The sequence below is a fragment of the Arenimonas sp. SCN 70-307 genome (assembly GCF_001724815.1).
GTDB lineage: Bacteria > Pseudomonadota > Gammaproteobacteria > Xanthomonadales > Xanthomonadaceae > Arenimonas.
Genome location: NZ_MEDO01000002.1, coordinates 52,558 through 72,919 on the forward strand (window position 1 = coordinate 52,558; position 20,362 = coordinate 72,919).

The 20,362-nt window shown below is 71.1% G+C and carries 15 protein-coding genes, 3 tRNA genes and 1 pseudogene; 13 read left to right on the plus strand and 6 right to left on the minus strand.

From position 1 onward, the window contains the following. Positions 1-13: 13 nt before the first annotated feature. The 6 genes and pseudogenes from ABS41_RS01335 to ABS41_RS01360 all read left to right on the plus strand — a co-directional run bounded on the left by ABS41_RS01335 (position 14) and on the right by ABS41_RS01360 (position 6,476). A pseudogene (locus ABS41_RS01335) lies at positions 14-1,221 on the plus strand (ATP-dependent Clp protease ATP-binding subunit ClpX). Positions 1,222-1,355: 134 nt separating this feature from the next. Then, positions 1,356-3,788 (plus strand): endopeptidase La, encoded by a 2,433-nt coding sequence (gene lon / locus ABS41_RS01340; protein WP_290589370.1) that lies wholly within the window; start codon positions 1,356-1,358, stop codon positions 3,786-3,788. Between the two features lie 206 nt (positions 3,789-3,994). Further along, positions 3,995-4,267, plus strand: coding sequence for an HU family DNA-binding protein (locus ABS41_RS01345; RefSeq protein WP_043802408.1), 273 nt, complete (start codon positions 3,995-3,997; stop codon positions 4,265-4,267). Between the two features lie 16 nt (positions 4,268-4,283). Further along, a tRNA-Val gene (locus tag ABS41_RS01350) sits at positions 4,284-4,358 on the plus strand. A gap of 14 nt (positions 4,359-4,372) precedes the next feature. Then, positions 4,373-4,449: transfer RNA gene (locus ABS41_RS01355), tRNA-Asp, on the plus strand. Between the two features lie 86 nt (positions 4,450-4,535). Further along, a complete protein-coding gene (locus ABS41_RS01360) occupies positions 4,536-6,476 on the plus strand; it encodes a SurA N-terminal domain-containing protein (protein WP_290589379.1) in 1,941 nt (646 codons plus the stop codon). Between the two features lie 79 nt (positions 6,477-6,555). Here the strand turns inward: ABS41_RS01360 and ABS41_RS01365 are convergent, their stop codons facing one another. From ABS41_RS01365 to gloB, 3 genes are all read right to left on the minus strand, one after another. Continuing rightward, a complete protein-coding gene (locus tag ABS41_RS01365) occupies positions 6,556-7,347 on the minus strand; it encodes an enoyl-ACP reductase (protein ID WP_290589382.1) in 792 nt (263 codons plus the stop codon). A gap of 85 nt (positions 7,348-7,432) precedes the next feature. Next, positions 7,433-8,644 (minus strand): transglycosylase SLT domain-containing protein, encoded by a 1,212-nt coding sequence (locus tag ABS41_RS01370; RefSeq protein ID WP_290589385.1) that lies wholly within the window; start codon positions 8,642-8,644, stop codon positions 7,433-7,435. Continuing rightward, complete coding sequence (gene gloB, locus ABS41_RS01375; RefSeq protein ID WP_290589388.1) at positions 8,641-9,411, minus strand: hydroxyacylglutathione hydrolase; 771 nt, start codon at positions 9,409-9,411, stop codon at positions 8,641-8,643. Before gloB ends, ABS41_RS01370 begins: the two co-directional genes overlap by 4 nt. 42 nt (positions 9,412-9,453) lie before the next feature. On the opposite strand from gloB, the gene ABS41_RS01380 reads away from it, so the two are divergent. The 4 genes from ABS41_RS01380 to ABS41_RS01395 are packed head-to-tail and all read left to right on the plus strand — an operon-like array spanning position 9,454 to position 12,888. Beyond that, positions 9,454-10,146, plus strand: coding sequence for a methyltransferase domain-containing protein (locus ABS41_RS01380; RefSeq protein WP_290589392.1), 693 nt, complete (start codon positions 9,454-9,456; stop codon positions 10,144-10,146). Further along, positions 10,143-10,592 (plus strand): ribonuclease HI, encoded by a 450-nt coding sequence (gene rnhA, locus ABS41_RS01385; RefSeq protein WP_290589395.1) that lies wholly within the window; start codon positions 10,143-10,145, stop codon positions 10,590-10,592. The genes ABS41_RS01380 and rnhA overlap by 4 nt, the downstream gene beginning before the upstream one ends. An 8-nt stretch (positions 10,593-10,600) precedes the next feature. Continuing rightward, positions 10,601-11,323: a DNA polymerase III subunit epsilon gene (gene dnaQ / locus ABS41_RS01390; protein WP_290589737.1), complete on the plus strand. Its 723-nt coding sequence runs from the start codon at positions 10,601-10,603 to the stop codon at positions 11,321-11,323. A 47-nt stretch (positions 11,324-11,370) separates the two neighbouring features. Then, positions 11,371-12,888, plus strand: coding sequence for a serine/threonine-protein kinase (locus ABS41_RS01395; protein WP_290589398.1), 1,518 nt, complete (start codon positions 11,371-11,373; stop codon positions 12,886-12,888). 30 nt (positions 12,889-12,918) lie between these two features. On the opposite strand, the gene ABS41_RS01400 is transcribed toward ABS41_RS01395, so the two are convergent. After that, positions 12,919-13,620 carry a protein phosphatase 2C domain-containing protein gene (locus tag ABS41_RS01400; protein ID WP_290589401.1) on the minus strand — a complete coding sequence of 234 codons (702 nt, stop codon included), beginning with the start codon at positions 13,618-13,620 and terminating at the stop codon, positions 12,919-12,921. Further along, positions 13,620-16,532 (minus strand): autotransporter outer membrane beta-barrel domain-containing protein, encoded by a 2,913-nt coding sequence (locus ABS41_RS01405; RefSeq protein WP_290589404.1) that lies wholly within the window; start codon positions 16,530-16,532, stop codon positions 13,620-13,622. The genes ABS41_RS01400 and ABS41_RS01405 overlap by 1 nt, the downstream gene beginning before the upstream one ends. Before the next feature lie 176 nt (positions 16,533-16,708). Here ABS41_RS01405 and ABS41_RS01410 point away from each other — a divergent pair, with 176 nt between their 5' ends. The 3 genes from ABS41_RS01410 (at position 16,709) to ABS41_RS01420 (ending at position 19,309) form a co-directional block, all read left to right on the plus strand. Further along, on the plus strand, positions 16,709-18,649 hold the full coding sequence (locus ABS41_RS01410) for a caspase family protein (RefSeq protein WP_290589407.1): 1,941 nt from the start codon (positions 16,709-16,711) through the stop codon (positions 18,647-18,649). 69 nt (positions 18,650-18,718) lie between these two features. After that, positions 18,719-18,809 (plus strand) — tRNA-Ser (locus ABS41_RS01415). Between the two features lie 92 nt (positions 18,810-18,901). Next, positions 18,902-19,309, plus strand: a complete 408-nt coding sequence (locus ABS41_RS01420; protein WP_290589410.1) for a DUF6165 family protein — start codon at positions 18,902-18,904, stop codon at positions 19,307-19,309. A gap of 1 nt (position 19,310) precedes the next feature. On the opposite strand, the gene ABS41_RS01425 is transcribed toward ABS41_RS01420, so the two are convergent. After that, positions 19,311-20,357 (minus strand): glycosyltransferase family 9 protein, encoded by a 1,047-nt coding sequence (locus ABS41_RS01425; RefSeq protein WP_290589414.1) that lies wholly within the window; start codon positions 20,355-20,357, stop codon positions 19,311-19,313. Positions 20,358-20,362: the final 5 nt, after the last annotated feature.

The following is a 20,362-nucleotide window of genomic DNA, read 5'->3' on the forward strand; positions in this document are numbered from 1 at the left end:
GGGCAGCAACAGCATGACCGAAGACCGCCAGGGCCGCTCCGGCGACAGCAGCAAGATCCTCTACTGCTCATTTTGCGGCAAGAGCCAGCACGAGGTCCGCAAGCTGATCGCTGGCCCCAGCGTGTTCATCTGCGATGAATGCGTCGAGCTGTGCAACGACATCATCCGCGAGGAGCTCGAGGAGAAGGCGCACGCCGCCCGCAGCCACCTGCCCAAGCCGCGCGAGATCCTCGAGGTGCTCGACCAGTACGTCATCGGCCAGCGGCGCGCGAAGAAGACGCTGTCGGTCGCGGTGTACAACCACTACAAGCGCATCGAGAGCCGGATCAAGAACGACGACATCGAACTGTCGAAGTCCAACATCCTGCTGATCGGCCCGACCGGCTCGGGCAAGACGCTGCTGGCCGAGACGCTGGCGCGCCTGCTCAACGTGCCCTTCACCATCGCCGACGCCACCACGCTCACCGAGGCGGGCTACGTCGGCGAGGACGTCGAGAACATCATCCAGAAGCTGCTGCAGAAGTGCGACTACGACGTCGACAAGGCGCAGCAGGGCATCGTCTACATCGACGAGATCGACAAGATCTCGCGCTGGCCTCGGTGCCGCCGCAGGGCGGCCGCAAGCACCCGCAGCAGGAATTCCTGCAGGTCGACACCAAGAACATCCTGTTCATCGTCGGCGGCGCGTTCGCCGGCCTGGACAAGGTGATCCAGGCGCGCAGCACCGAGGCCGGCGGCATCGGCTTCGGCGCCAAGGTCAAGAGTTCCGAGCGCAAGGCCGACATCGGCAAGCTGCTCTCGGAAGTCGAGCCGGAGGACCTGATCAAGTTCGGCCTGATCCCCGAGTTCGTCGGCCGCCTGCCGGTGGTCGCCACGCTCGAGGAGCTCGACGAGGCGGCGCTGGTGAAGATCCTCACCGAGCCCAAGAACGCCATCACCAAGCAGTTCAAGCGCCTGTTCGAAATGGAGGGCGTCGAGCTCGAGGTGCGCCCGGATGCGCTGATGGCCATCGCCCGCCGCGCGCTCAAGCGCAAGACCGGCGCCCGCGGCCTTCGCACCATCATGGAGTCGGTGCTGCTCGACACCATGTATGAGCTGCCGTCGCTGGAGAACGTCAGCAAGGTCGTCGTCGACGAGTCGGTGATCAACCACCAGACCGAGCCCTACCTGATCTACAGCTCGGGCGCGCAGCCCGCGCCCAAGGCCGCTTCGGGCGACTGAACGGCCTCCCGCAAGTCCTTGAATGAAGGGCCGGTTTTCCCGGCCCTTCGCTTTTGGCGGGCCGGCGCTTGCAAGCGGGCCGCGCGGCCCCCATAACCTGAGCCTGAGCGGGGCCCCGCCCCCAGGAGCCGACCATGCAAGACACCGCCCCCAACGCCCACCTCGACCTTCCCGTGCTGCCCCTGCGCGACGTGGTCGTCTACCCGCACATGGTCATCCCGCTGTTCGTCGGCCGCGACCGCTCGATCAAGGCGCTCGACCTGGCCATGGCCGCCGACAAGCAGATCCTGCTGGTGGCGCAGAAGAGCCCCGACACCGACGACCCGGGCGCCGACGACCTCTACCGCACCGGCACCCTGGCCCAGGTGCTGCAGCTGCTCAAGCTTCCCGACGGCACCATCAAGGTGCTGGTCGAGGGCAGCTCGCGCGTGGCCATAGATGGCTTCGGCGAGCGCGAGGGTGCGCTCACCGCCACCGGCGCCGTGGTCGACACCGTGTTCGAGCGCGACGAGCGCGAGCTCGAGGTCACGCTGCGCTCGCTGATGAGCCTGTTCGAGCAGTACGTCAAGACCAACCGCAAGCTGCCGCCGGAGCTGCTCACCACGCTCTCGGGCATCGACGACCCCAGCCGCCTGGCCGACACCATCGCCGCGCACCTGGGCGCGCGCCTTTCCGACAAGCAGCAGCTGCTCGAGACCCTCGAGGTCGGCCAGCGCCTGGAGATGCTGATCGGCCTCGTCGACGGCGAGATCGACGTGCAGCAGATCGAGAAGCGCATCCGCGGCCGCGTGAAGTCGCAGATGGAGAAGAGCCAGCGCGAGTACTACCTCAACGAGCAGATGAAGGCGATCCAGAAGGAGCTGGGCGAGCTCGACGAGGCGCCCAACGAGCTCGAGGAGCTGACCCGCAAGGTCGCCGCCGCCGGCATGCCCAAGGCCGTGGAGGCCAAGGCGCGCACCGAGCTCAACAAGCTGCGGCAGATGTCGCCCATGTCGGCCGAGGCCACCGTGGTGCGCAACTACATCGACTGGCTGGTGGGCGTGCCCTGGAAGAAGCGCAGCAAGGTGCGCAAGGACCTCAAGGCCGCGCAGGACGTGCTCGACGCCGACCACTACGGCCTGGAGAAGGTCAAGGAGCGCATCCTCGAGTACCTCGCGGTGCAGTCGCGGGTGAAGCAGATGCGCGGCCCGATCCTGTGCCTGGTCGGCCCGCCCGGCGTCGGCAAGACCTCGCTGGGCCAGTCCATCGCCAAGGCCACCAACCGCAAGTTCGTGCGCATGTCGCTCGGCGGCGTGCGCGACGAGGCCGAGATCCGCGGCCACCGCCGCACCTACATCGGCTCGATGCCGGGCCGCATCGTGCAGAACCTCAACAAGGTCGGCTCGAAGAACCCGCTGTTCGTTCTCGACGAGATCGACAAGATGAGCATGGACTTCCGCGGCGATCCGTCCTCGGCCCTGCTCGAGGTGCTCGACCCGGAGCAGAACAGCGCCTTCAACGACCACTACCTCGAGGTCGACCTCGACCTGAGCGAGGTGATGTTCGTGGCCACCGCCAACTCGCTCAACATCCCGGGCCCGCTGCTCGACCGCATGGAGGTCATCCGCATCCCGGGTTACACCGAGGAGGAGAAGCTCGGCATCGCCCAGCGCTACCTGGTGCCCAAGCAGCTCAAGGCCAACGGCCTCAAGCCGGCGGAGCTCAAGATCAGCGAGGCGGCGGTGCGCGACATCGTGCGCTACTACACGCGTGAATCCGGCGTGCGCAACCTCGAGCGCGAGGTCTCCAAGATCTGCCGCAAGGTGGTCAAGGAAATCGCGCTCGCCGGCCCGCGCAAGCAGGGCAAGGCGGTGGCGATTTCGGTCACGCCCAAGAACCTCGACAAGTACCTGGGCGTGCAGCGCTACGACTTCGGCCGCGCGGAGCAGGAGAGCGAAGTGGGCCTGGTCACCGGCCTGGCCTGGACCGAGGTCGGCGGCGACTTGCTGCAGATCGAGGCCACGCTGCTGCCCGGCAAGGGCCAGCTCATCCTCACCGGCCAGCTCGGCGACGTGATGCAGGAGTCGGTGAAGGCCGCCTACAGCGTCGTGCGTTCGCGCAGCGAGCGCCTGGGCCTGGACGCCGAGTTCCACCAGAAGTTCGACACCCACGTGCACGTGCCCGAGGGCGCCACGCCCAAGGACGGCCCGAGCGCCGGCATCGCGATGGTGACGGCGCTGGTGTCGGTGCTGTCGGGCGTGCCCGTGCGCGCCGACGTGGCCATGACCGGCGAAATCACCCTGCGCGGCCGCGTGCTGCCCATCGGCGGCCTGAAGGAAAAACTGCTGGCGGCGCTGCGCGGCGGCATCCGCACGGTGCTCATCCCGGAGGAGAACCGCAAGGACCTGGCCGACATCCCGAAGAACGTCACCCAGGGCCTGGAGATCATCCCGGTCAAGTGGATCGACGAAGTGCTCGACGTCGCCCTGGTGCGCGCGCTGGCCCCGGGCAACGCGCCCGAGCCCACGCCGGGCACCGCCGAGGGGCAGGGCGACAAGGACGGCAAGGGCGCCACCCTGCGGCACTGAGCAAATGCACGAAAAACGGCTGGAAACCGCGAAAATATTGGGTTCCAGCCGTTGCGCGTGCCATGGGCCGCTGGTATAAATCCTCCATCCGCCGCGCGGCCCGAGGGCCGGACGGTGGCGGTACAGGTGGATCGGGGCGCCCCAGGCCATGGCCGGGCGCCCTCGATTATCAAACACGCGGGTCCTACTCGCTCAGGGAGTCAATAATGAACAAAGCCGAATTCATTGGTGCCGTCGCCGACGCCGCCGAGCTGTCCAAGGCCGACGCCGGCCGTGCCGTCGATGCGATGATCGAAGCGATCACCAAGGCCCTCAAGAAGGGCGACACCGTGACGCTGGTGGGCTTCGGCACCTTCTCGGTCCGCAAGCGCGCCGCCCGCCAGGGCCGCAACCCGCAGACCGGCGACACCATCAAGATCAAGGCTTCGAAAAATCCTGCGTTCAAGGCTGGCAAAGCCCTGAAGGATGCTGTAAACTGAGCGTCTTCCTTGGGAAGGGTGCTTAGCTCAGCGGTAGAGCGTCGCCCTTACAAGGCGAGGGTCGGGGGTTCGAAACCCTCAGCACCCACCAGGTAAGTGATACGCGGAGTGGTAGTTCAGTCGGTTAGAATGCTGGCCTGTCACGCCGGAGGTCGCGGGTTCGAGTCCCGTCCACTCCGCCATATCCCCAAGGGCGCCCCAAAAGGGCGCCCTTGTTTTTTCAAAGGCCCCGGAAGGCCCGGGGCTCCCACCGGACGGCATAGCGCACATGCTCCAGAGAATCCGAGACAAGTCCTCAGGCTGGATGGCTTTCACCATCCTCGGCCTGGTCATCATCACGATGGCGTTCTTCGGCATCGAGTCCTACTTCTCGCCCAAGATCGAAACCTATTCGGCCAAGGTCGAAGGGCCGGCCAAATACTGGATCTGGGGCAAGCCTTCGCGCGAAGTCAGCCAGGATGAATTCCGCCGCCGCTTCGAGGCCCAGCGCATGCAGGAGCGCGCCAGCCAAGGCGAGGCCTTCGACGCGGTGGCCTTCGAGTCGATCGACAACAAGCGCCGCGTGCTCGACGAGATGATCGACGAGCAGGTGCTGGCGCTGGTGGCCGAGCGCGAGGGCATCACCATCGGCGAGGCCGAGGTCGCCGCCGAGCTCAAGCAGATGCCCGAGTTCCAGGTCAACGGCGCCTACAGCGCCGACCAGTACCGCCTCGGACTGGCCGCGCGCGGCGTCACCCACGCCCAGTTCATGGCCAGCGTGCGCGCCGACATGGCGCGCCGCCTGCTGCCCTCGCAGGTGGCTTCCACCGGCCTGGCCACCGATGCCGAGCTGGGCGAGTTCCTGCGCCTCTCGCGCCAGGTTCGCGACATCGCCCTGATCGACCTGCCCACGCCCTCGGCCCCCGAGGCGCCGGACCAGGCCGCGCTCGAGGCGTGGTACGAGGCCAACGCCGCCCGCTACCGCAGCCCCGAGAAGGTCGCCATCGAATACGTGGAAATCGACGCCAACAGCCTCGACGTGCCCACCGTCGTCGACGAGCAGACCCTGCGCGCGCGCTACGACGAGCAGCGCGGCCGATACGTCACCGAGCCGCTGCGCACCGCCGCGCACATCCTCGTGGCCGCGCCGGCCGACGCCGATGCCGCCACCGACCAGGCCGCGCGCGAGCGCGCCCAGGCCCTGGCCGAGCAGGCCCGCGCGCCGGGCGCCGACTTCGCCGCCCTGGCCCGCGAGAACTCCGAGGACCTGGGCTCCAAGGCCGACGGCGGCCTGCTGGGCCCGATCGAACCGGGCCTGTTCGAGGGTCCGTTCCAGGACGCCCTGTTCGCCCTGGACGAACCCGGCCAGGTCGCCGACCCGGTGCGCACGCCCGACGGCTGGCACGTGATCCAGCTGGTGGACATCACCGCCGGCAGCTCGCGCAGCTTCGAGGAAGTGCGCGCCGAGATCGAGGCCGAATACCTGGCCACCGAGCGCGACCGCCGTTTCAGCGACCTGGGCAACGCCCTGGTCGAGCGCATCTACCGCGACCCGACCTCGCTGGGCCCGGCCGCGGAAGCCACCGGCCTCGAGGTCAAGCGCAGCGCCCTGTTCGAGCGCGGCCGCGGCGAAGGCATCGCCGCCATCGCGGAAGTGCGCGCCGCGGCCTTCGCCGACAACCAGCGCATCGAGCGCCAGGTGAGCGAGGCGATCGAGATCGGCCCCGGCCAGATCGTCGTGCTGCACGTGGTCGAAGTGGTGCCCGAGGCGCAGATCCCGCTGGAGGAAGTGGCCGAGCGCGTGCGCGCCGACCTGGTCGCCGACACCCTGTCGAAGGCTTCCGAGGCCCAGGCCCAGGCCCTGCTCGAGCGCGCCCGCGCCGGCGAGTCGCTGGAAACCCTGGCCGGCGAAGTCGGCCGCACCGTGGCCGAACTGCCGGGCGTCAGCCGCCAGGCGCCGCTGCCGCCGGCCCTTATCACCGAGGCCTTCCGCCTGCCGGCGCCGGTCGAGGGCGAGCCGAGCGTCGGCGTGGTGCGCCTGGGTCCGGACCGCCACGCGCTGCTGAAGGTCACCGCCGTCACCGAGGGCAGCCTCGAGGGCCTGGACGAAGAGACCCGCAAGGCGCTGCTGGGCCAGGTGGCCCAGGCCCGCGCCCTGGTCGAGGCCGAGGGTTACATCCGTGCGCTGCGCCGCGAGTACACCGTGACGGTGGCCGAAGCCCGGCTCTGAGCCCGGCCAGCGCACCCCGCGAAAGAAAAGGCCCGGACGCAAGTCCGGGCCTTTTTATTTCCAGCGAATTCCGTTGGACTCAGACGCCTTCGATGCCGGTCATGCCCAGGATGTTGTAGCCGGCGTCGACGTAGGTGATCTCGCCGGTGACGCCCGCCGCCATGTCCGAGCACAGGAAGGCGGCGACGTTGCCCACGTCCTCGATGGTGACGCTGCGGCGCAGCGGCGCGTACTGCTCGACGTGGCCGAGCATCTTGCGGAAGTTGGCGATGCCCGCCGCGGCCAGGGTCTTGATCGGGCCGGCCGAAATCGCGTTCACGCGGGTGCCCTCCGGGCCGAGGTTGAGCGCCAGGTAGCGCACGTTGGCCTCGAGGCTGGCCTTGGCCACGCCCATCACGTTGTAGTTCACCAGCGCGCGCTCGGCGCCCAGGTAGCTCAGCGTGAGGATGCTGCCGTGGCGGCCCTTCATCATCGGGCGCGCGGCCTTGGCCAGCGCGGCCAGGCTGTAGCTGGAGATGTCGTGGGCGATGCGGAAGTTCTCGCGGGTCAGGCCCTGCAGGTACTCGCCCTCGATCGCCTCGCGCGGGGCATAGCCCACCGAGTGCACCAGCACGTCCAGGCCGTCCCAGCGCTTGCCCAGCTCGGCGAACACGCTGTCGATCTGTGCGTCATCGGCCACGTCCAGCGGCAGCACGATGTCCGAGCCGCACTCGCTGGCGGCTTCCTCGACGCGCGATTTGAGCTTGTCGTTCTGGTAGGTGAAGGCCAGCTCCGCGCCCTCGCGATGCATGGCCTCGGCGATGCCGGTGGCGATGGAGCGCTGGCTGGCGATACCCACGATCAGGGCACGCTTGCCCGTCAAAAGTCCCATGTCTTCCTCCTGGTGCCACCGCGTCGGCGGTGGGAACGCCCTAGTTTCGCCCGCAAGCGGCCATACCGCCAAGCATGGAGCCGGCTCAGGGGTCGACGCGCAGTTCCTGGCCCGGGCGCAGCACCGAGCGGCCGTCGAGCCCGTTGAGCCGGAACAGCTCGCGCAGCGGCACGTCGTAGCGGCGGGCGATGGCCGAAAGGGTGTCGCCGCGGCGCACCACGTGGCGCCGGCCCTCGGGCTCCGCGGCCCCGGCCTCGCCCGCGGTCGTGTCGCCGGCATCCGCCCCGGCGGCGCCATCGAAGCGGCCCGCCGCGAGCAGGGTCGCCGGCGTGCCCGGCACCAGCACCTCGCGCGGCACGCCGGCGACGATGCGGCCCTGGCGGTAGGCGGGGTTGAGGCGGCGCAGCGTGGACGCCTCGGTGCGCAGCGCGACGGCTGCCTGGTCGAGGGTGCTTGCGCCCGGCGGCAATTCGACGCGCACCAGCGGCACGAAGCGCGCCTCCAGCGGCAGCTGCAGGTTCGCCGCCTCGGGCTTGCTGACCAGGCACGAAAGCGCGCGCAGCTTGGCGATGTATTCGTAGGTGACGTGCGGCAGCCCCGCTGGCTGGCGACGCTCACCGGAGGCACGCCGGTGCGCGGCGGCCTTGAATGCGCGTTCGATGCGGTACTCGCCGGCGTTGTAGGCCATGGCCATGGCGCGCCAGTCGCCGTCGAAGCGTTCCGACAGCGCCTCGAGGTAGTCGAGCGCGGCGTCGGTGGAAGCCACCGGCGACAGCCGCCCGTCGTAACCGGGCACCACGCTGATGCCGTGGTTGCGCGCCGTGCTGGCGATCATCTGCCACATGCCGGCCGGGCCGCCGGGGCCCAGCGCCTCGGGCCGGTACCAGCTTTCGACGATGGGCACGAACACCATTTCGCCGGGCAGGCCGCGGCGCTCGACTTCGGCGGCCACGTAGGCCATCAGCGGCAGTGTCTGCTCGATCTGGCGGGCGAAAGTGGCCGGGTGGCCGGCATAACGCTTGCGCCAGCGGCGGTTGGCTTCGCCGTTGATGCAGGCCGGCTGGTTCAGGCGCGCAGTGATGGAGGCGAAGAGCTCGGCGCCGGTGTCGATCGGGTCGGGCGCCACCTCCGGTTCCGGCACCGCCGGTGCCTCGACCGGCGCGGGCCGGGGCTTGGCGGCGGACGGGGCGGGCGGCGCCGGCTCGGGCGGCGCCTGCGCCGGCTCTGGGCGCACGGGCACCTGGCACGCAGCGAGCAGCAGCAGGGTCGGCCACAGGGCCAGGCGCAGGGTCTTCATCCGCTGAATCCATCCTTCCAGGCGCGCAGGGCGGCGAAGGCCTCGACGCGGTCGCGGGGTTCGCTCCCCAGATGCCGCGCAATCGCCGCGCGCACGCCCGGCGCATCCACGCGCAGGAAGGGGTTGCAGGCCAGTTCGCTGGCCAGGGTCGTGGGCAGGCTGGGTTCGCCGCGGGCGCGCTGCGCGTCGACTTCGGCCAGGCGGGCGTCGCGCGCCGGGTTGTCGGGCTCGGCGGCGCGCGCGAAGCGGCCGTTGGACTGGGTGTATTCGTGGGTGCAGCAGACCACGGTGTCGCCGGGCAGGGCGGCGAGCCGGTCGAGCGAGGCCAGCATCTGCGCCGGCGTGCCCTCGAACAGGCGCCCGCAGCCGAGGCTGAAGAGCGTATCGCCGCAAAACAGCACGCCGCCGCCGTGGAAGGCCAGGTGGCTGCGCGTGTGGCCCGGCACCGCCATCACGTCGAAGCCGAGGCCCAGCGCCGGTACCCCGACCCGGTCGCCCTCGCCGACCCGGGTCGCCGCGGCCGGGATGCGCGGGTCGTCCGGGCCGAAGCAGGGCACGGGGAAACGCGCGAGCAGCGCATCGACGCCGCCGACGTGGTCGGGATGATGGTGGGTGATCAGCACCGCCACCGGCCGCAGGCCGCGCGCGGCGGCCTCGAACACGGGCGCCGCGTCGCCCGGGTCGACCACCACGCAGGCGCCGTCGCCGCCGGCCAGGAGCCAGATGTAGTTGTCCTGGAAGGCAGGCAGCGCGATCGTGCGGAGCAAACGGGGTGACCTGGACGGCGCCGATGGCGCAGAATCGCGACCATGCCCGCGGCCCAAGCCCCCCGTCAACCCGACCGCCCCGCCGAGGCCTGGCTGCGCCGCGAGGGCTCGCTGGACCTGCTGCGCGAGATCCAGCGCCAGGCCATTCCCGAGCTCACCCGCGTGTTCGGCCACAGCGGCCTCTACCTGCGGCCCTGCGCGGCCCTGCCCGAGACCCTCTCGGGCAACATGCTGGCCCAGGTGCTCAGCCTGCACCGCACCGCCGGCCGCCTCGGCGGAGCCCTCGACTGCGAGGACGCGGCCCTGCCGGTGGCCAGCGGCAGCCTGTCGCTGGCCTACGCCCTGTGCGTGCTCGAGACCTCGCCGCGCCCCGAGGCCCTGGTGGGCGAACTGGCGCGCGTGCTCAAGCCGGGCGGGGTGGCGCTGCTGATCACGCTCAATCCCTGGGGGCTGGCGCGCCTGCGATGGTCCTTCCAGGGCCTGGAACCGGTCGACCCGGCGCTGCTTTCGCAGTGGCTGGCCGGCCGCGGCCTGGAGATCGAGCGCCAGCGCTGGCTGGGACCGATGTGGTCGCCGCCGCGCGCCACCGACCTGCAGGAAGCCCGCGCCGGCGGCCTGCTGGCCGGCCTGCGGGCCGGGCACCTGGTCGTGGCGCGCCGCCGCGAGGCCGGCCTGACGCCGCTGCGCGCCGGCAAGCCCGCCATGGCCCTGACGCCGGGGATGAGCGCCGGATGACGCCCGCGCGCAAGAAGGTCGAGATCCACACCGACGGCGCCTGCCTGGGGAATCCCGGGCCGGGCGGCTGGGCGGCCCTGCTGCGCCACGGCGGCCACGAGCGCGAGCTCGCCGGCGGCGAGGCGGCCACCACCAACAACCGCATGGAAATGATGGCGGCGATCATGGCGCTCGAAGCGCTCAAGTCGCCCTGCGAGGTCGACCTGTCCACCGACTCGCAGTACGTGCAAAAGGGCATCGGCGAATGGTTGCCGGGCTGGATCCGCCGCGGCTGGAAGACCGCCGGCGGCCAGCCGGTGAAGAACCAGGACCTGTGGATGCGCCTGCACGCCGCGGCCCAGCGGCACACGGTGCGCTGGCACTGGGTCAAGGGCCATGCCGGCCATGCCGAGAACGAACGCGTGGACCAGCTGGCCCGCGCCGAAGCCGAGAAGATCAGGGGATGATGCCGCGCATGCGCCAGGTCGTGCTTGATACCGAAACCACCGGCCTGTCCTGGGAGAAGGGCAACCGCATCGTCGAGGTGGGCTGCATCGAGCTGCTCGAGCGCCGGCCCACGGGCCGGCACTTCCATCGCTACTTCAACCCCGGCCGCGAGATGGAGGCCGGCGCGCAGGAAGTCACCGGCCTGACCCTCGACTTCCTGCGCGACAAGCCGCGTTTCGAAACCGCGATCGACGAGTTCCTGGACTTCATCCGCGACGCCGAGCTCATCATCCACAACGCCAGCTTCGACGTCGGTTTCCTCGACTACGAACTCTCGCTGGCCGGCGCGCACTTCGGGCGCATCACCGACCACGCCAGCGTGCTCGACACCCTGGCCATGGCGCGCGAGCGCTACCCGGGCCAGCGCAACTCGCTCGACGCGCTCTGCCGCCGCCTGGGCGTGGACAACGCCCACCGCAAGCTGCACGGCGCGCTGCTCGACGCCGAGCTGCTGGCCGAGGTCTACCTGGGCATGACCTCGGGCCAGGCCGACCTGGGCCTGGTGTCGCGGCTCGAGCCCGAGGCCAGCGCCGGCCCCGCCACCGGCCTGGCCGGCGCGACGGCCACGGCGCCGCGCCGGGTCCTGCGCGCCAGCGAGGCCGAAATCGCCGCGCACGAAGCGCGCCTGCGCAAGATCGCCGGCAAGGCCGGCCGGGTGCTGTGGCCGCTGCCCGAAGCCGCCGACAGCTGAGCCGGCTTGGTGGATAATCGCCCCGAGCCCCTGCCGCCGAGGTCGCCTTGAACGCCACCGTCCTGCTCACCTCGGTCGACATCCAGATCCCTGGCTACCGCATCCTGCGGCCGATCGGCGAAGGCGGCATGGCCTCGGTGTTCCTGGCGGTGCAGGAGTCGCTCGACCGCGAGGTGGCGCTGAAGGTGATGGCGCCGGCGCTGGCGGCCAACCCGGAGTTCGCGCACCGCTTCCTCACCGAAGGCAAGATCACCGCGCGCCTGCAGCACCCGAACCTGGTCACCGTCCACGACATCGGCCACCACGGCAACGTCTACTACCTCGCGGCCGAATACATCCCCGGCGGCACGCTCAAGGAGCGCATCACCGAAGGCGGCCTGGGCGTGGGGCAGATCCTCGACATCGCCGGCGACATCGCCGGTGGCCTGGACTTCGCCCACCAGAAGGGCTTCGTCCACCGCGACGTGAAGCCCGGCAACATCCTCTTCCGCAACGACGGCCGCGTGGTGCTGGCCGACTTCGGCATCGCCAAGGCGATGGACGGCAGCAACAGCTCCACCGTCGCCGGTACCTCGATCGGCACGCCCGACTACATGAGCCCCGAGCAGGCGCGCGGCGAGCCGGTGGACGGCCGCGCCGACCTCTACAGCCTCGGCGCGGTGCTCTACGAAATGCTCGCCGGCGCGCCGCCCTACCAGGCCGCCGACGCCTTCACCGTGGCGCTGATGCACGTCACCCATCCGGTGCCGGAATTGCCGGAGCAGTTCGCCTGGCTGCAGCCGCTGGTCAACGGCCTGATGGCCAAGGACCCCGCGCAGCGCTTCAACACCGGCGCCGCCTTCGTCGAAGCCATGCACAAGCTGGTGGCTTCGGCACCCCAGGGCGCGGTGGCGCAGGAAACCAGCGCGCGCCGCGGCGGCCAGCGCCTGTCGGGCGGCGGGGCGACCCAGCAGCGCACCCGCATCAGCGCGCGCGACGAAAAGCAGCGGCCGGCCTGGCTGCTGCCGGCGGCGGGCGTGGGCGGGGCGTTCGCGCTGGCGCTGCTGGCGTGGTGGGCGCTGTCGCCCGAGCCCTCGGCGCCCGCCGGCACCGACGCGACGACGAGCGCGCCGGCGACGCAACCCGCGGCCGGCGAAGCAGGGAAGGGACCGCTGCCCGCGGGCTTCGAGCTGCCCCAGCCGGTGGGCGTGGCTCCCAGCGAGGAGCTCGAGCGCCTGCTCAACGCCGGCGACGCGCTGCTAGAGGCGGGCACCGCGCCAGGCGACAACATCGGCCGCAAGCTCGATTTCCCCGAGGACGACAGCGCCCTGGGTTATTACCGCCAAGCGCTGGGGCTCGACCCGGACAACGCCCGCGCCACCGCCGGCATCGCCGGCATCGTTGCCTTCTACCGCCGTTATGCCTGGCAGGCCTGCGACCGCGGCCTGTGGACGCAGTGCCGGTTCTTCGCCGGCAAGGGCCTGGCGATCGACGAGGCCGACCCCTACCTGCGCCAGCTGCAGGACGCCGCGCTCGAAGGCGAGGGCGGCGGCCAGCCGGCGCTGCCGGCGCTGCCGGCGGGCTGAGTCGCCGCCAAGGGAAACGCGCCGCGCGCCTCAGCGCCGGCGCAGCAGCACCACGGTGACGTTGTCCGAACCGCCGCCGTCGAGCGCCGACGAGACCAGGTGGTCCACGCACTCCTGCGCCGACAGGTCGCTGCGGGCGAGCAGGGTGGCGATGGTGGCGTCGTTGACCTCTTCGGTCAGGCCGTCGCTGCACAGCAGCAGCTGCTGGCCCGGGCGCAGCTCGCCGGCCAGGGTCTCGACCTTGAGATTGTCCGGGTCGGTCACGCCCAGGGCCTGGGTGACCACGTTGCGGTGCGGATGTACGCGCGCCTGCTCGGCGGTGATCGCGCCCTGGTCGATCAGCTCCTGCACGTAGCTGTGGTCGGCCGAGAGCTGGCGCAGCTGGCCGTTCCACAGGTAGGCGCGGCTGTCGCCCACCCAGGCCAGCTCGAAGCGGTGGTCCTGCACGCGCAGCGCCACCATCGTCGTGCCCATCGGCAGGCTTTCCGAGCGCTGGCGGCTGTGCCGGATGATGTCCTCGTCGGCGCGGCGGATGGCGTCCACCAGCGGACGCCCGGCCCTGACCTCGCGCACCACCGCGTCGCGCGCCAGCGCGCTGGCGACTTCGCCGAACTCGTGCCCGCCCATGCCGTCGGCCACCAGCCACAGGCCCAGCTCGGCGTCGCCGTAGTAGGTGTCCTCGTTGAGCTCGCGCCGGAGGCCGACGTGGCTCAGGTGGCCGAATTCGATCATCAGAACTCCATCCGCAGACCCAGGGCCAGGTTGTACTGCGAGGTGCGGTCCCGGCCCATCAGCCGCTCGTAGTAGAAGAAACCCGAGCGGCCCTTGGTGAGCACCATAGACATGCCGAGGCCCAGGCGGAAGTAGTCGGTGTCGAGCGGGTCGCCCGACAGCACCATCGGCGTGGCCGTGGGGTCGTGCAGGAAGCGGGCCTCGAGCGCCTGCGGGTCGTCGCGGAACTCGTGCTCCCACTCCAGCTGCAGGTGCGGCATCAGCACGCCCCAGCTGGCGCTGTGGGTGTAGGTGAGCTTGCCGCCGAGCACGCTGGCCAGCGACTCGAGCTCGCGCGCGCGCACCTGCAGGCCCAGGCCACTGCCCGGGCCGGCGCCGAGCGTCTCGGTGATCTCGTCGAAGTCCAGGCGGGTGAACAGCAGGCGGCCATAGGGCCCGAAACCCCAGGCGCCGCGGTTGAAGTCGCGGCCGAAGGTGGCGGCCACGGAGAGCAGGTCGCCCTTGGAGTCGGACGTGGCCTGCTGGTCGATGCTGGTGGTGCCGCCGCCGGGCAGGGGCAGGGTGTACTGGATGCGGCGCAGCATCTCGTAGTCGTTGCGGCCCCAGGTGAGCACGCCGTCCACGTACCAGCTGTCGGGCTTGTACCAGGTGGTGTAGGCCGACACGCTCCAGCCACGCGTCTCCAGGCCGCCGCGGTCGCCGGGCAGGGTGGTGTCCTGGCGCGTCATGCCCAGCGAGCCACCGAACACCCAGCTGTCGGACCAGCGGTAGTCCACGCCGGCGGTGATGCCTTCGACGTCGAGGTCGTAGGCCGGGTCGACGCTGCCCGCCTCGGCCTCGGCGCGGCCGATGGTGGCGGCGGCGAAGAAGCCCCAGCGGCTGAAGTCGGCGCCGACCTCGGCCGGGTTGCTGCCCTCGGACACCGCGCCGGCCAGCAGGCCCAGCGACACCGGTCCCTGCGCCGTGTTCACCGCCAGGCCGCCGAAGGAGGTGCCGCCGCCACCGCCGGCGCGCAGCGCGGCGATGCGGGTCTTGAGGTTCTGGAACTGCGCCTGCGCGGCGGCCATGCCGGCGCTGCCCTGGGCCAGGGCGACGTCGAACATCAGCTGGTCGAGCGCGGGCGCCACGGTGGCGGGGTCGAGGCCGGCGGCGTCCACCAGCTCACGGCAGCGCGCCAGCAGGTCGAGCTGCTGCGGCGTGGGCGTGGCCAGCTGCGCCAGCGCCGGGCAGGCCTCGTCGATCGCGCGTGCCACCTCGAGCTGGCCCGGCCGCAGTCCGGAGATGCTGGCCAGGGCGCCATTGATGGCGAAGGTGGCCGGGGCCGCCGCCAGCGGCGAGCTGGCGGTCACGTCCACGGGACCGGCGGCGCTGAGGGTGACGGTATTGCTGGCTTCGCCGGCGGCCGTGGTCACCGACGTGGCGCTCGCCAGGCTGCCGGCCGACGTGGCCCAGTTCACGGTGGCGCCGGCGATCGGCGCGCCGTTGGCGTCGCGCAGCACCACCACCAGCGGTTCGGAGGCGACGTTGGCCAGCAGGGTCTGGGCGTCGCCCGAAACGATGTCGAGCGTGCCCAGCGGGCCGACCGCGAGGTTGAAGGTGACCGTCACCGCCGGTGCGTCCAGGCGTGCGGCGCTGACCGTGATCGGGCCCGGGGTGAGCCCGGCGGTGAGCGTGGCCACGGACTGGCCGTTGGCGTCGGTGGCGCCGCCCGGCACCAGGGTGGCGTCGCCGGTGAGCACCCAGTCGATGCCCACGCCGGCGGCCGGTGCGCCGCTGTCGTCGGCCACCACCACCAGCGGCAGGGCGTAGGCGTTGCCCGGCAGCGCGGTCTGGCCGTCGCCGCTGGCGATACTCAGGCCCGGAACCGTGTTGACGGTGATCGAGAAGGTTTGCTGGGACACGGCGCAAAAGGTGCAGCCGCTGTTGGCGAACACGGTGTACACGCCCGGCACCGTGGCGGTGAAGGTGGCGTCGCTCTGGCCGCCCGCGATCGTGCCGCTGGTGGTGAGGTTGCCGTCGCCGCCGGGCGGCTGGCCGCTGATCGACCAGAAGAGGTTGGTGCCGTCCGGCGCCGGCAGGCTGGGGCTGCCATAGGCCACGGTGAGCACCAGCGGACTGCCGGCATTCGTGCTCACCGCCAGCGGCGTGACCGCGGTCAGCGACACCGGCTCGACGTCCACGGTGAAGGGCACCGGCGGCACCGCCGCGCAGCCCTCGAGCACGAAGGCGACGGGGCACTGCAGGCTGGCCAGGAAGTTGTAGGCGCCCGCGGTGGGGATGTTCTGGGTGAACGTGGCGATGCCGCCGACGGGCGCGACGATGGTCGGCGTCGAAGGCACCGTGGTGTTCTGGAAGCTGCTCGACAGGCCGCCGGGCGCGCCGTTGAACTGCAGGCTGGTGGACAGGCTGAAGTTGCTGATCTGGTTGGTCACGACATTCGGCGCCGAGGCCGCGTCGTAGATGAATTCGTTGTTGGTGGCGAAGGCGAAGACCACGGTGTCGCCGGCGCAGCCGCCGCTGACGCAGGTGGCGGTGAGGGTGCCGCTGCCGCCGGGGTTGGGGCCGAGCGTGAGGGTGAAGTCGTAGGGCGTGTCGAGCGTGAGCGTGGGGTTGGTGGGCGCCTGGATCACCGCGCCGCCGGTGGTCTCGCCCGGATCGATCGCCAGCACCACGTCCACCGTCGCGGCGCAGGCGGTCTGCGCTTCGATGGTGAAGACGAGGTTGGTGCCGGCCGGACCGATCAGCGAGACCTGGCCGGTGGGGGCGACGAAGTCGCAGGTCTGCGCCCGCGCCGCGTCGCTCCACGCGAGCGCGAGCAGGGCAAGGCAGAGGGCGCTGGCGAGACGCCACGCGCGCTTGAGAAACGAATCAACCGTCCGTCGGCCCAACGCGACGCTGCCCGAAGAGTCCATCGCATTTCCCCTGTTTTGCGGCTATAACGGCGGCTCGAGTATAGCGGCTGGCGCGCCGCTGCAAGTGCCTCGGCGCGGGCCGCATTGCTTCCCACGGAGCCATGCCGATGAGCCTGCCAGTCGCCTGTCCTGTCCGGTCCCGCCTTGCCGTTTTGGCATCCGGTTTCCTCCTCGCCATGCTCGTCGGCTGGCCGGCCGCGCCGGCGCAGGCGGCGGTGCGCAACGCCGAAGACCTGATGATCGTCGACTGCCTGCTGCCCGGGCAGATCCGCAAGCTCGGCCGCCAGGCCACCTACCTCAGCGCACGCCGGCCGGTGCGCACCACGCAGGCCGACTGCGAGATCCGCGGCGGCGAGTACGTGGCCTACGACCGCGCCAACTACCAGACCGCGCTGAAGGTGTGGCTCGAGGGCGCGATGTCGGGCAGCGCCGAGGCGCAGAACAACGTCGGCGAGATCTACGCCAAGGGCCTGGGCACCGCGCCCGACTACGGCATGGCCTTCCAGTGGTTCCGCAAGGCCGCCGACCAGGGTTATGGCCGCGCTAAGATCAACCTCGGCTACCTGTACGAGCAGGGCCTGGGCGTGGAGCGCGACCAGGCCGCGGCGCTCAACCTCTACCGCGAGGCCTCGGGCATCGAGGACGAGCTGATGTACGCCTCGGTGGTGCAGGTGGAAATCCGCGCCCGCGACGAGAAGATCACCGGCCTCGAGACGCAGGTGGCGCAGGGCGAGGCCGAGTCGGCCGCGCTGCGCGAGCAGGTGCGCAAGCTGCAGGCCGAGCTGGGCCAGCGCCGCGCCGAACTGCAGAAGGCGCGCGGCGAACTGGCCGACACCCAGCGCCGCCTCGCCGAGGCGCGCCAGCAGCAGGACGACGACCTCACCCGGCTGCTGGAGAACCAGCTGCTGGCGCAGCAGGAGCAGATCAACGCCCAGCAGACCCAGCTGGCCTCGCTCGAGCGCCAGGCCGGCGCCGGCGGCGCGCTGCTGGCCGGCTCGCCGCGGCTGGAGATCCTCGACCCGGTATTCGTCGCCACCCGCGGCCGCAATACCGCGGTGTATCGCGGTGGCCCCGGCACGCGCAAGATCGTCGGCCGGGTGAATGCGCCGCAGCTGGTGCGCGAAGTCACGGTCAACGGCCAGGCGGCGCCGCTGGGCGCCAACGGTGCCTTCAGCGCGGAGATCGAGGTGCCCGCCGGCGGCGCCCAGGTGCAGGTGGCGGCCGTGGACACCGGCGGCACCCGCGCCCAGATCGAGTTCACCCTGCTGCCGCAGGCCGGCGCGGGCGGTGCCACCGCCTCGGCCGCACCGGCGCCGCAGCCGGCCGGCGGCCTGCCGCGCGGCGTCAAGCTGGGCCGCTACCACGCGGTGGTTTTCGGCAACAACAGCTACCGCGACGGCGGCTACCCCACGCTCAAGAGCGCCGCCAACGACGCCAACGCCGTGGCCGAGCTGCTGCGCTCGCGCTACGGCTACGAAACCACCGTGGTGCTCAACGGCAACCGCCTGGAGATGCTCAGCGCGCTCAACGACATGCGCGAGAAGCTCAAGCCCGAGGACAACCTGCTGATCTACTACGCCGGCCACGGCGAGATCGGCGCGGACGGGCAGGGCTACTGGGTGCCCACCGACGGCGCCAGCGGTAATCCCAAGTCCTGGATTTCCAACGCCGCCATCAGCGACGTGCTCAACACCATCGAGGCCCGGCACGTGCTGGTGGTGGCCGACTCGTGCTACTCGGGCACCATGACCCGCGCCTCGGTGCCGACCTTCACCGCCGCCACCATGCCGCCGGAAAAGTGGGCGCAGTGGGTCAAGGCCATGGCCGACGGCCGCAGCCGCACCGCCCTGACCTCGGGCGGGGTGATGCCGGTGCCCGACGCCGGCAGCGGCCAGCACAGCTACTTCGCCCGGGCCTTCCTGAACGTGCTGCGCGACAACAACCGCCTGCTCGAGGGCCAGCGCCTGTTCCAGGAAGTGGCCACCAGCCTGGCCCTGGGCTCGATGGATTCGCCCCTGGCGCAGATGCCCGAGTACGCCCCGATCCGCTACGCCGGCCACGAGAGCGGCGAGTTCTTCTTCCTGCCCAGGGGGGCCGGTGCCTCGACCGGTCCCTGAGGCTGGCGGCCCGGCCCGGGCGCCCCTATAATGGCGGGCCCGGCACCGTCTGCCACGGTGCCGGGCTCCGGAGAGGTGGCAGAGCGGTTGAATGTACCTGACTCGAAATCAGGCAGGCGTTTATAGCGCCTCGAGGGTTCGAATCCCTCCCTCTCCGCCAGATTCAAAGCAAGAAGGGGCCTGCAAGGGCCCCTTTTTCTTTGCCCCGCGCCCGGCGGCGTAAACTGTGGCCACTACGACGGAGAGCCAACCATGTCCGAGATCCAGGTGCCCGTGTCCTTCGGCGAGCTGCTCGACAAGATCGCCATCCTGCAGATCAAGTCCGAGCGCATGACCGACGCCGCCAAGCTGGCCAACGTGCGCGCCGAGCTGTCTGCCCTCGAGCGCACCTGGCTGGGGCACCCGGCCGCCGGCAAGGACATCGTGCGCCTGCGCGCCGAGCTCAAGGCCGTCAACGAACGCCTGTGGGTCATCGAGGACGACATCCGCCTCAAGGAAAAGGCCCAGGCCTTCGACGAGGAGTTCATCCGCCTCGCCCGTTCGGTGTACTTCGAGAACGACGAGCGCGCGCGCATCAAGAAGGACATCAACCTCGCGCTGGGCTCGGCCTACGTCGAGGAAAAGAGCTACCAGGACTACCGGGCCGGCACCACGCCCTGAGTCAGAGCCCGCGCTCGGCGCGCAGGGCCTCGAAGCGCTCGATCACCTCGCGCACCTGCACGAGGTCCATCACCCCCGGGAACTCCACGCGCTTGCCCCAGGGCAGGGCGCTGGCCGGCTTGCCCAGGAACTGGCGCGCGGCCGCATCGTAGTGGTTCACCGTCCAGCGCCGGTCCGAATACGGCCCCGAGCGCTCGGCGTCGGTGCAGGCGTGCAGGCCCAGCACCGGCGTGCCCATCGCGTTGGCCATGTGCGCCGGGCCCGAATCGGGCGTGAGCACGGCGCTGGCGCGGCCGAGCAGGGCCAACAATTGCTTGAGCGTGTCCTGGCCGACCAGGTCCAGCGCCGGCGCCTTCATCGCCGCCAGGATGGCGTCGGCGGTGTCGCGCTCGAGCGCGCTGCGCCCGCCGCACAGCAGCACCCGCCAGCCGCGCGAGGCGGCGTGGTCGGCGACGGCGGCGTAGCGCTCGGGCCGCCAGTTGCGCAGCGGGTGGCTCGAGCAGGGCGAGACGAGCAGGATGGGTTGCTCGCCCGGCAGTTTTTCCGCAGCCCAGGCGTGGGCGTCGGCCGGCACCGGCAGACGCCACTCAACCCGTCCGGGCGTGACGCCCAGCGGCTGCAGGAACTGCCGGAACGCGTCCTGCACGTGGTGGCCGCCGGCCGGGATGCGTTCGTTGATGAACAGCCCGTGGCCTTCCTTGCTGCGGCCGCGGTCGAAGCCGATGCGGCGGTCGGCGCGGATGGCGGTGGAGGCCAGGCCCGCGCGCAGCGCCAGCTGCAGGTTGAGCAGCACGTCGAAGCGGCGCCCCGCCAGCGCCTGGCGCAGCGCGCGCCAGCCGGCGAAGCCGGCCTTCTTGTCGAAGACCACGAACTCCACGCCTTCCAGGCCCTTGAGCAGCTTGGCCTCGCCCTTGCCGATCACCCAGGTGATGGGCAGGCCGGGCCAGGCCTGCTGCAGGTCGCGCACCAGCGCCACCGCGTGCACGGCGTCGCCCAGCGCCGACAGGCGCAGCAGGCAGAGCGAACGCGGCGCGGGCTTCACGGGCATTGGTT

Bases quoted from the DNA above. Each gene is read 5' to 3' on its own strand.
- ABS41_RS01370 (WP_290589385.1), bottom strand. From the start codon at position 8,644: ATGAAGACCCTGCGCCTGGCCCTGTGGCCGACCCTGCTGCTGCTCGCT.
- ABS41_RS01360 (WP_290589379.1), top strand. From the start codon at position 4,536: ATGCTCCAGAGAATCCGAGACAAGTCCTCAGGCTGGATGGCTTTCACC.
- dnaQ (WP_290589737.1), top strand. From the start codon at position 10,601: ATGCGCCAGGTCGTGCTTGATACCGAAACCACCGGCCTGTCCTGGGAG.
- rnhA (WP_290589395.1), top strand. From the start codon at position 10,143: ATGACGCCCGCGCGCAAGAAGGTCGAGATCCACACCGACGGCGCCTGC.
- ABS41_RS01420 (WP_290589410.1), top strand. From the start codon at position 18,902: ATGTCCGAGATCCAGGTGCCCGTGTCCTTCGGCGAGCTGCTCGACAAG.
- ABS41_RS01425 (WP_290589414.1), bottom strand. From the start codon at position 20,357: ATGCCCGTGAAGCCCGCGCCGCGTTCGCTCTGCCTGCTGCGCCTGTCG.
- ABS41_RS01380 (WP_290589392.1), top strand. From the start codon at position 9,454: ATGCCCGCGGCCCAAGCCCCCCGTCAACCCGACCGCCCCGCCGAGGCC.
- lon (WP_290589370.1), top strand. From the start codon at position 1,356: ATGCAAGACACCGCCCCCAACGCCCACCTCGACCTTCCCGTGCTGCCC.
- ABS41_RS01365 (WP_290589382.1), bottom strand. From the start codon at position 7,347: ATGGGACTTTTGACGGGCAAGCGTGCCCTGATCGTGGGTATCGCCAGC.
- ABS41_RS01410 (WP_290589407.1), top strand. From the start codon at position 16,709: ATGCTCGTCGGCTGGCCGGCCGCGCCGGCGCAGGCGGCGGTGCGCAAC.
- ABS41_RS01400 (WP_290589401.1), bottom strand. From the start codon at position 13,620: ATGATCGAATTCGGCCACCTGAGCCACGTCGGCCTCCGGCGCGAGCTC.
- ABS41_RS01405 (WP_290589404.1), bottom strand. From the start codon at position 16,532: ATGGACTCTTCGGGCAGCGTCGCGTTGGGCCGACGGACGGTTGATTCG.
- ABS41_RS01345 (WP_043802408.1), top strand. From the start codon at position 3,995: ATGAACAAAGCCGAATTCATTGGTGCCGTCGCCGACGCCGCCGAGCTG.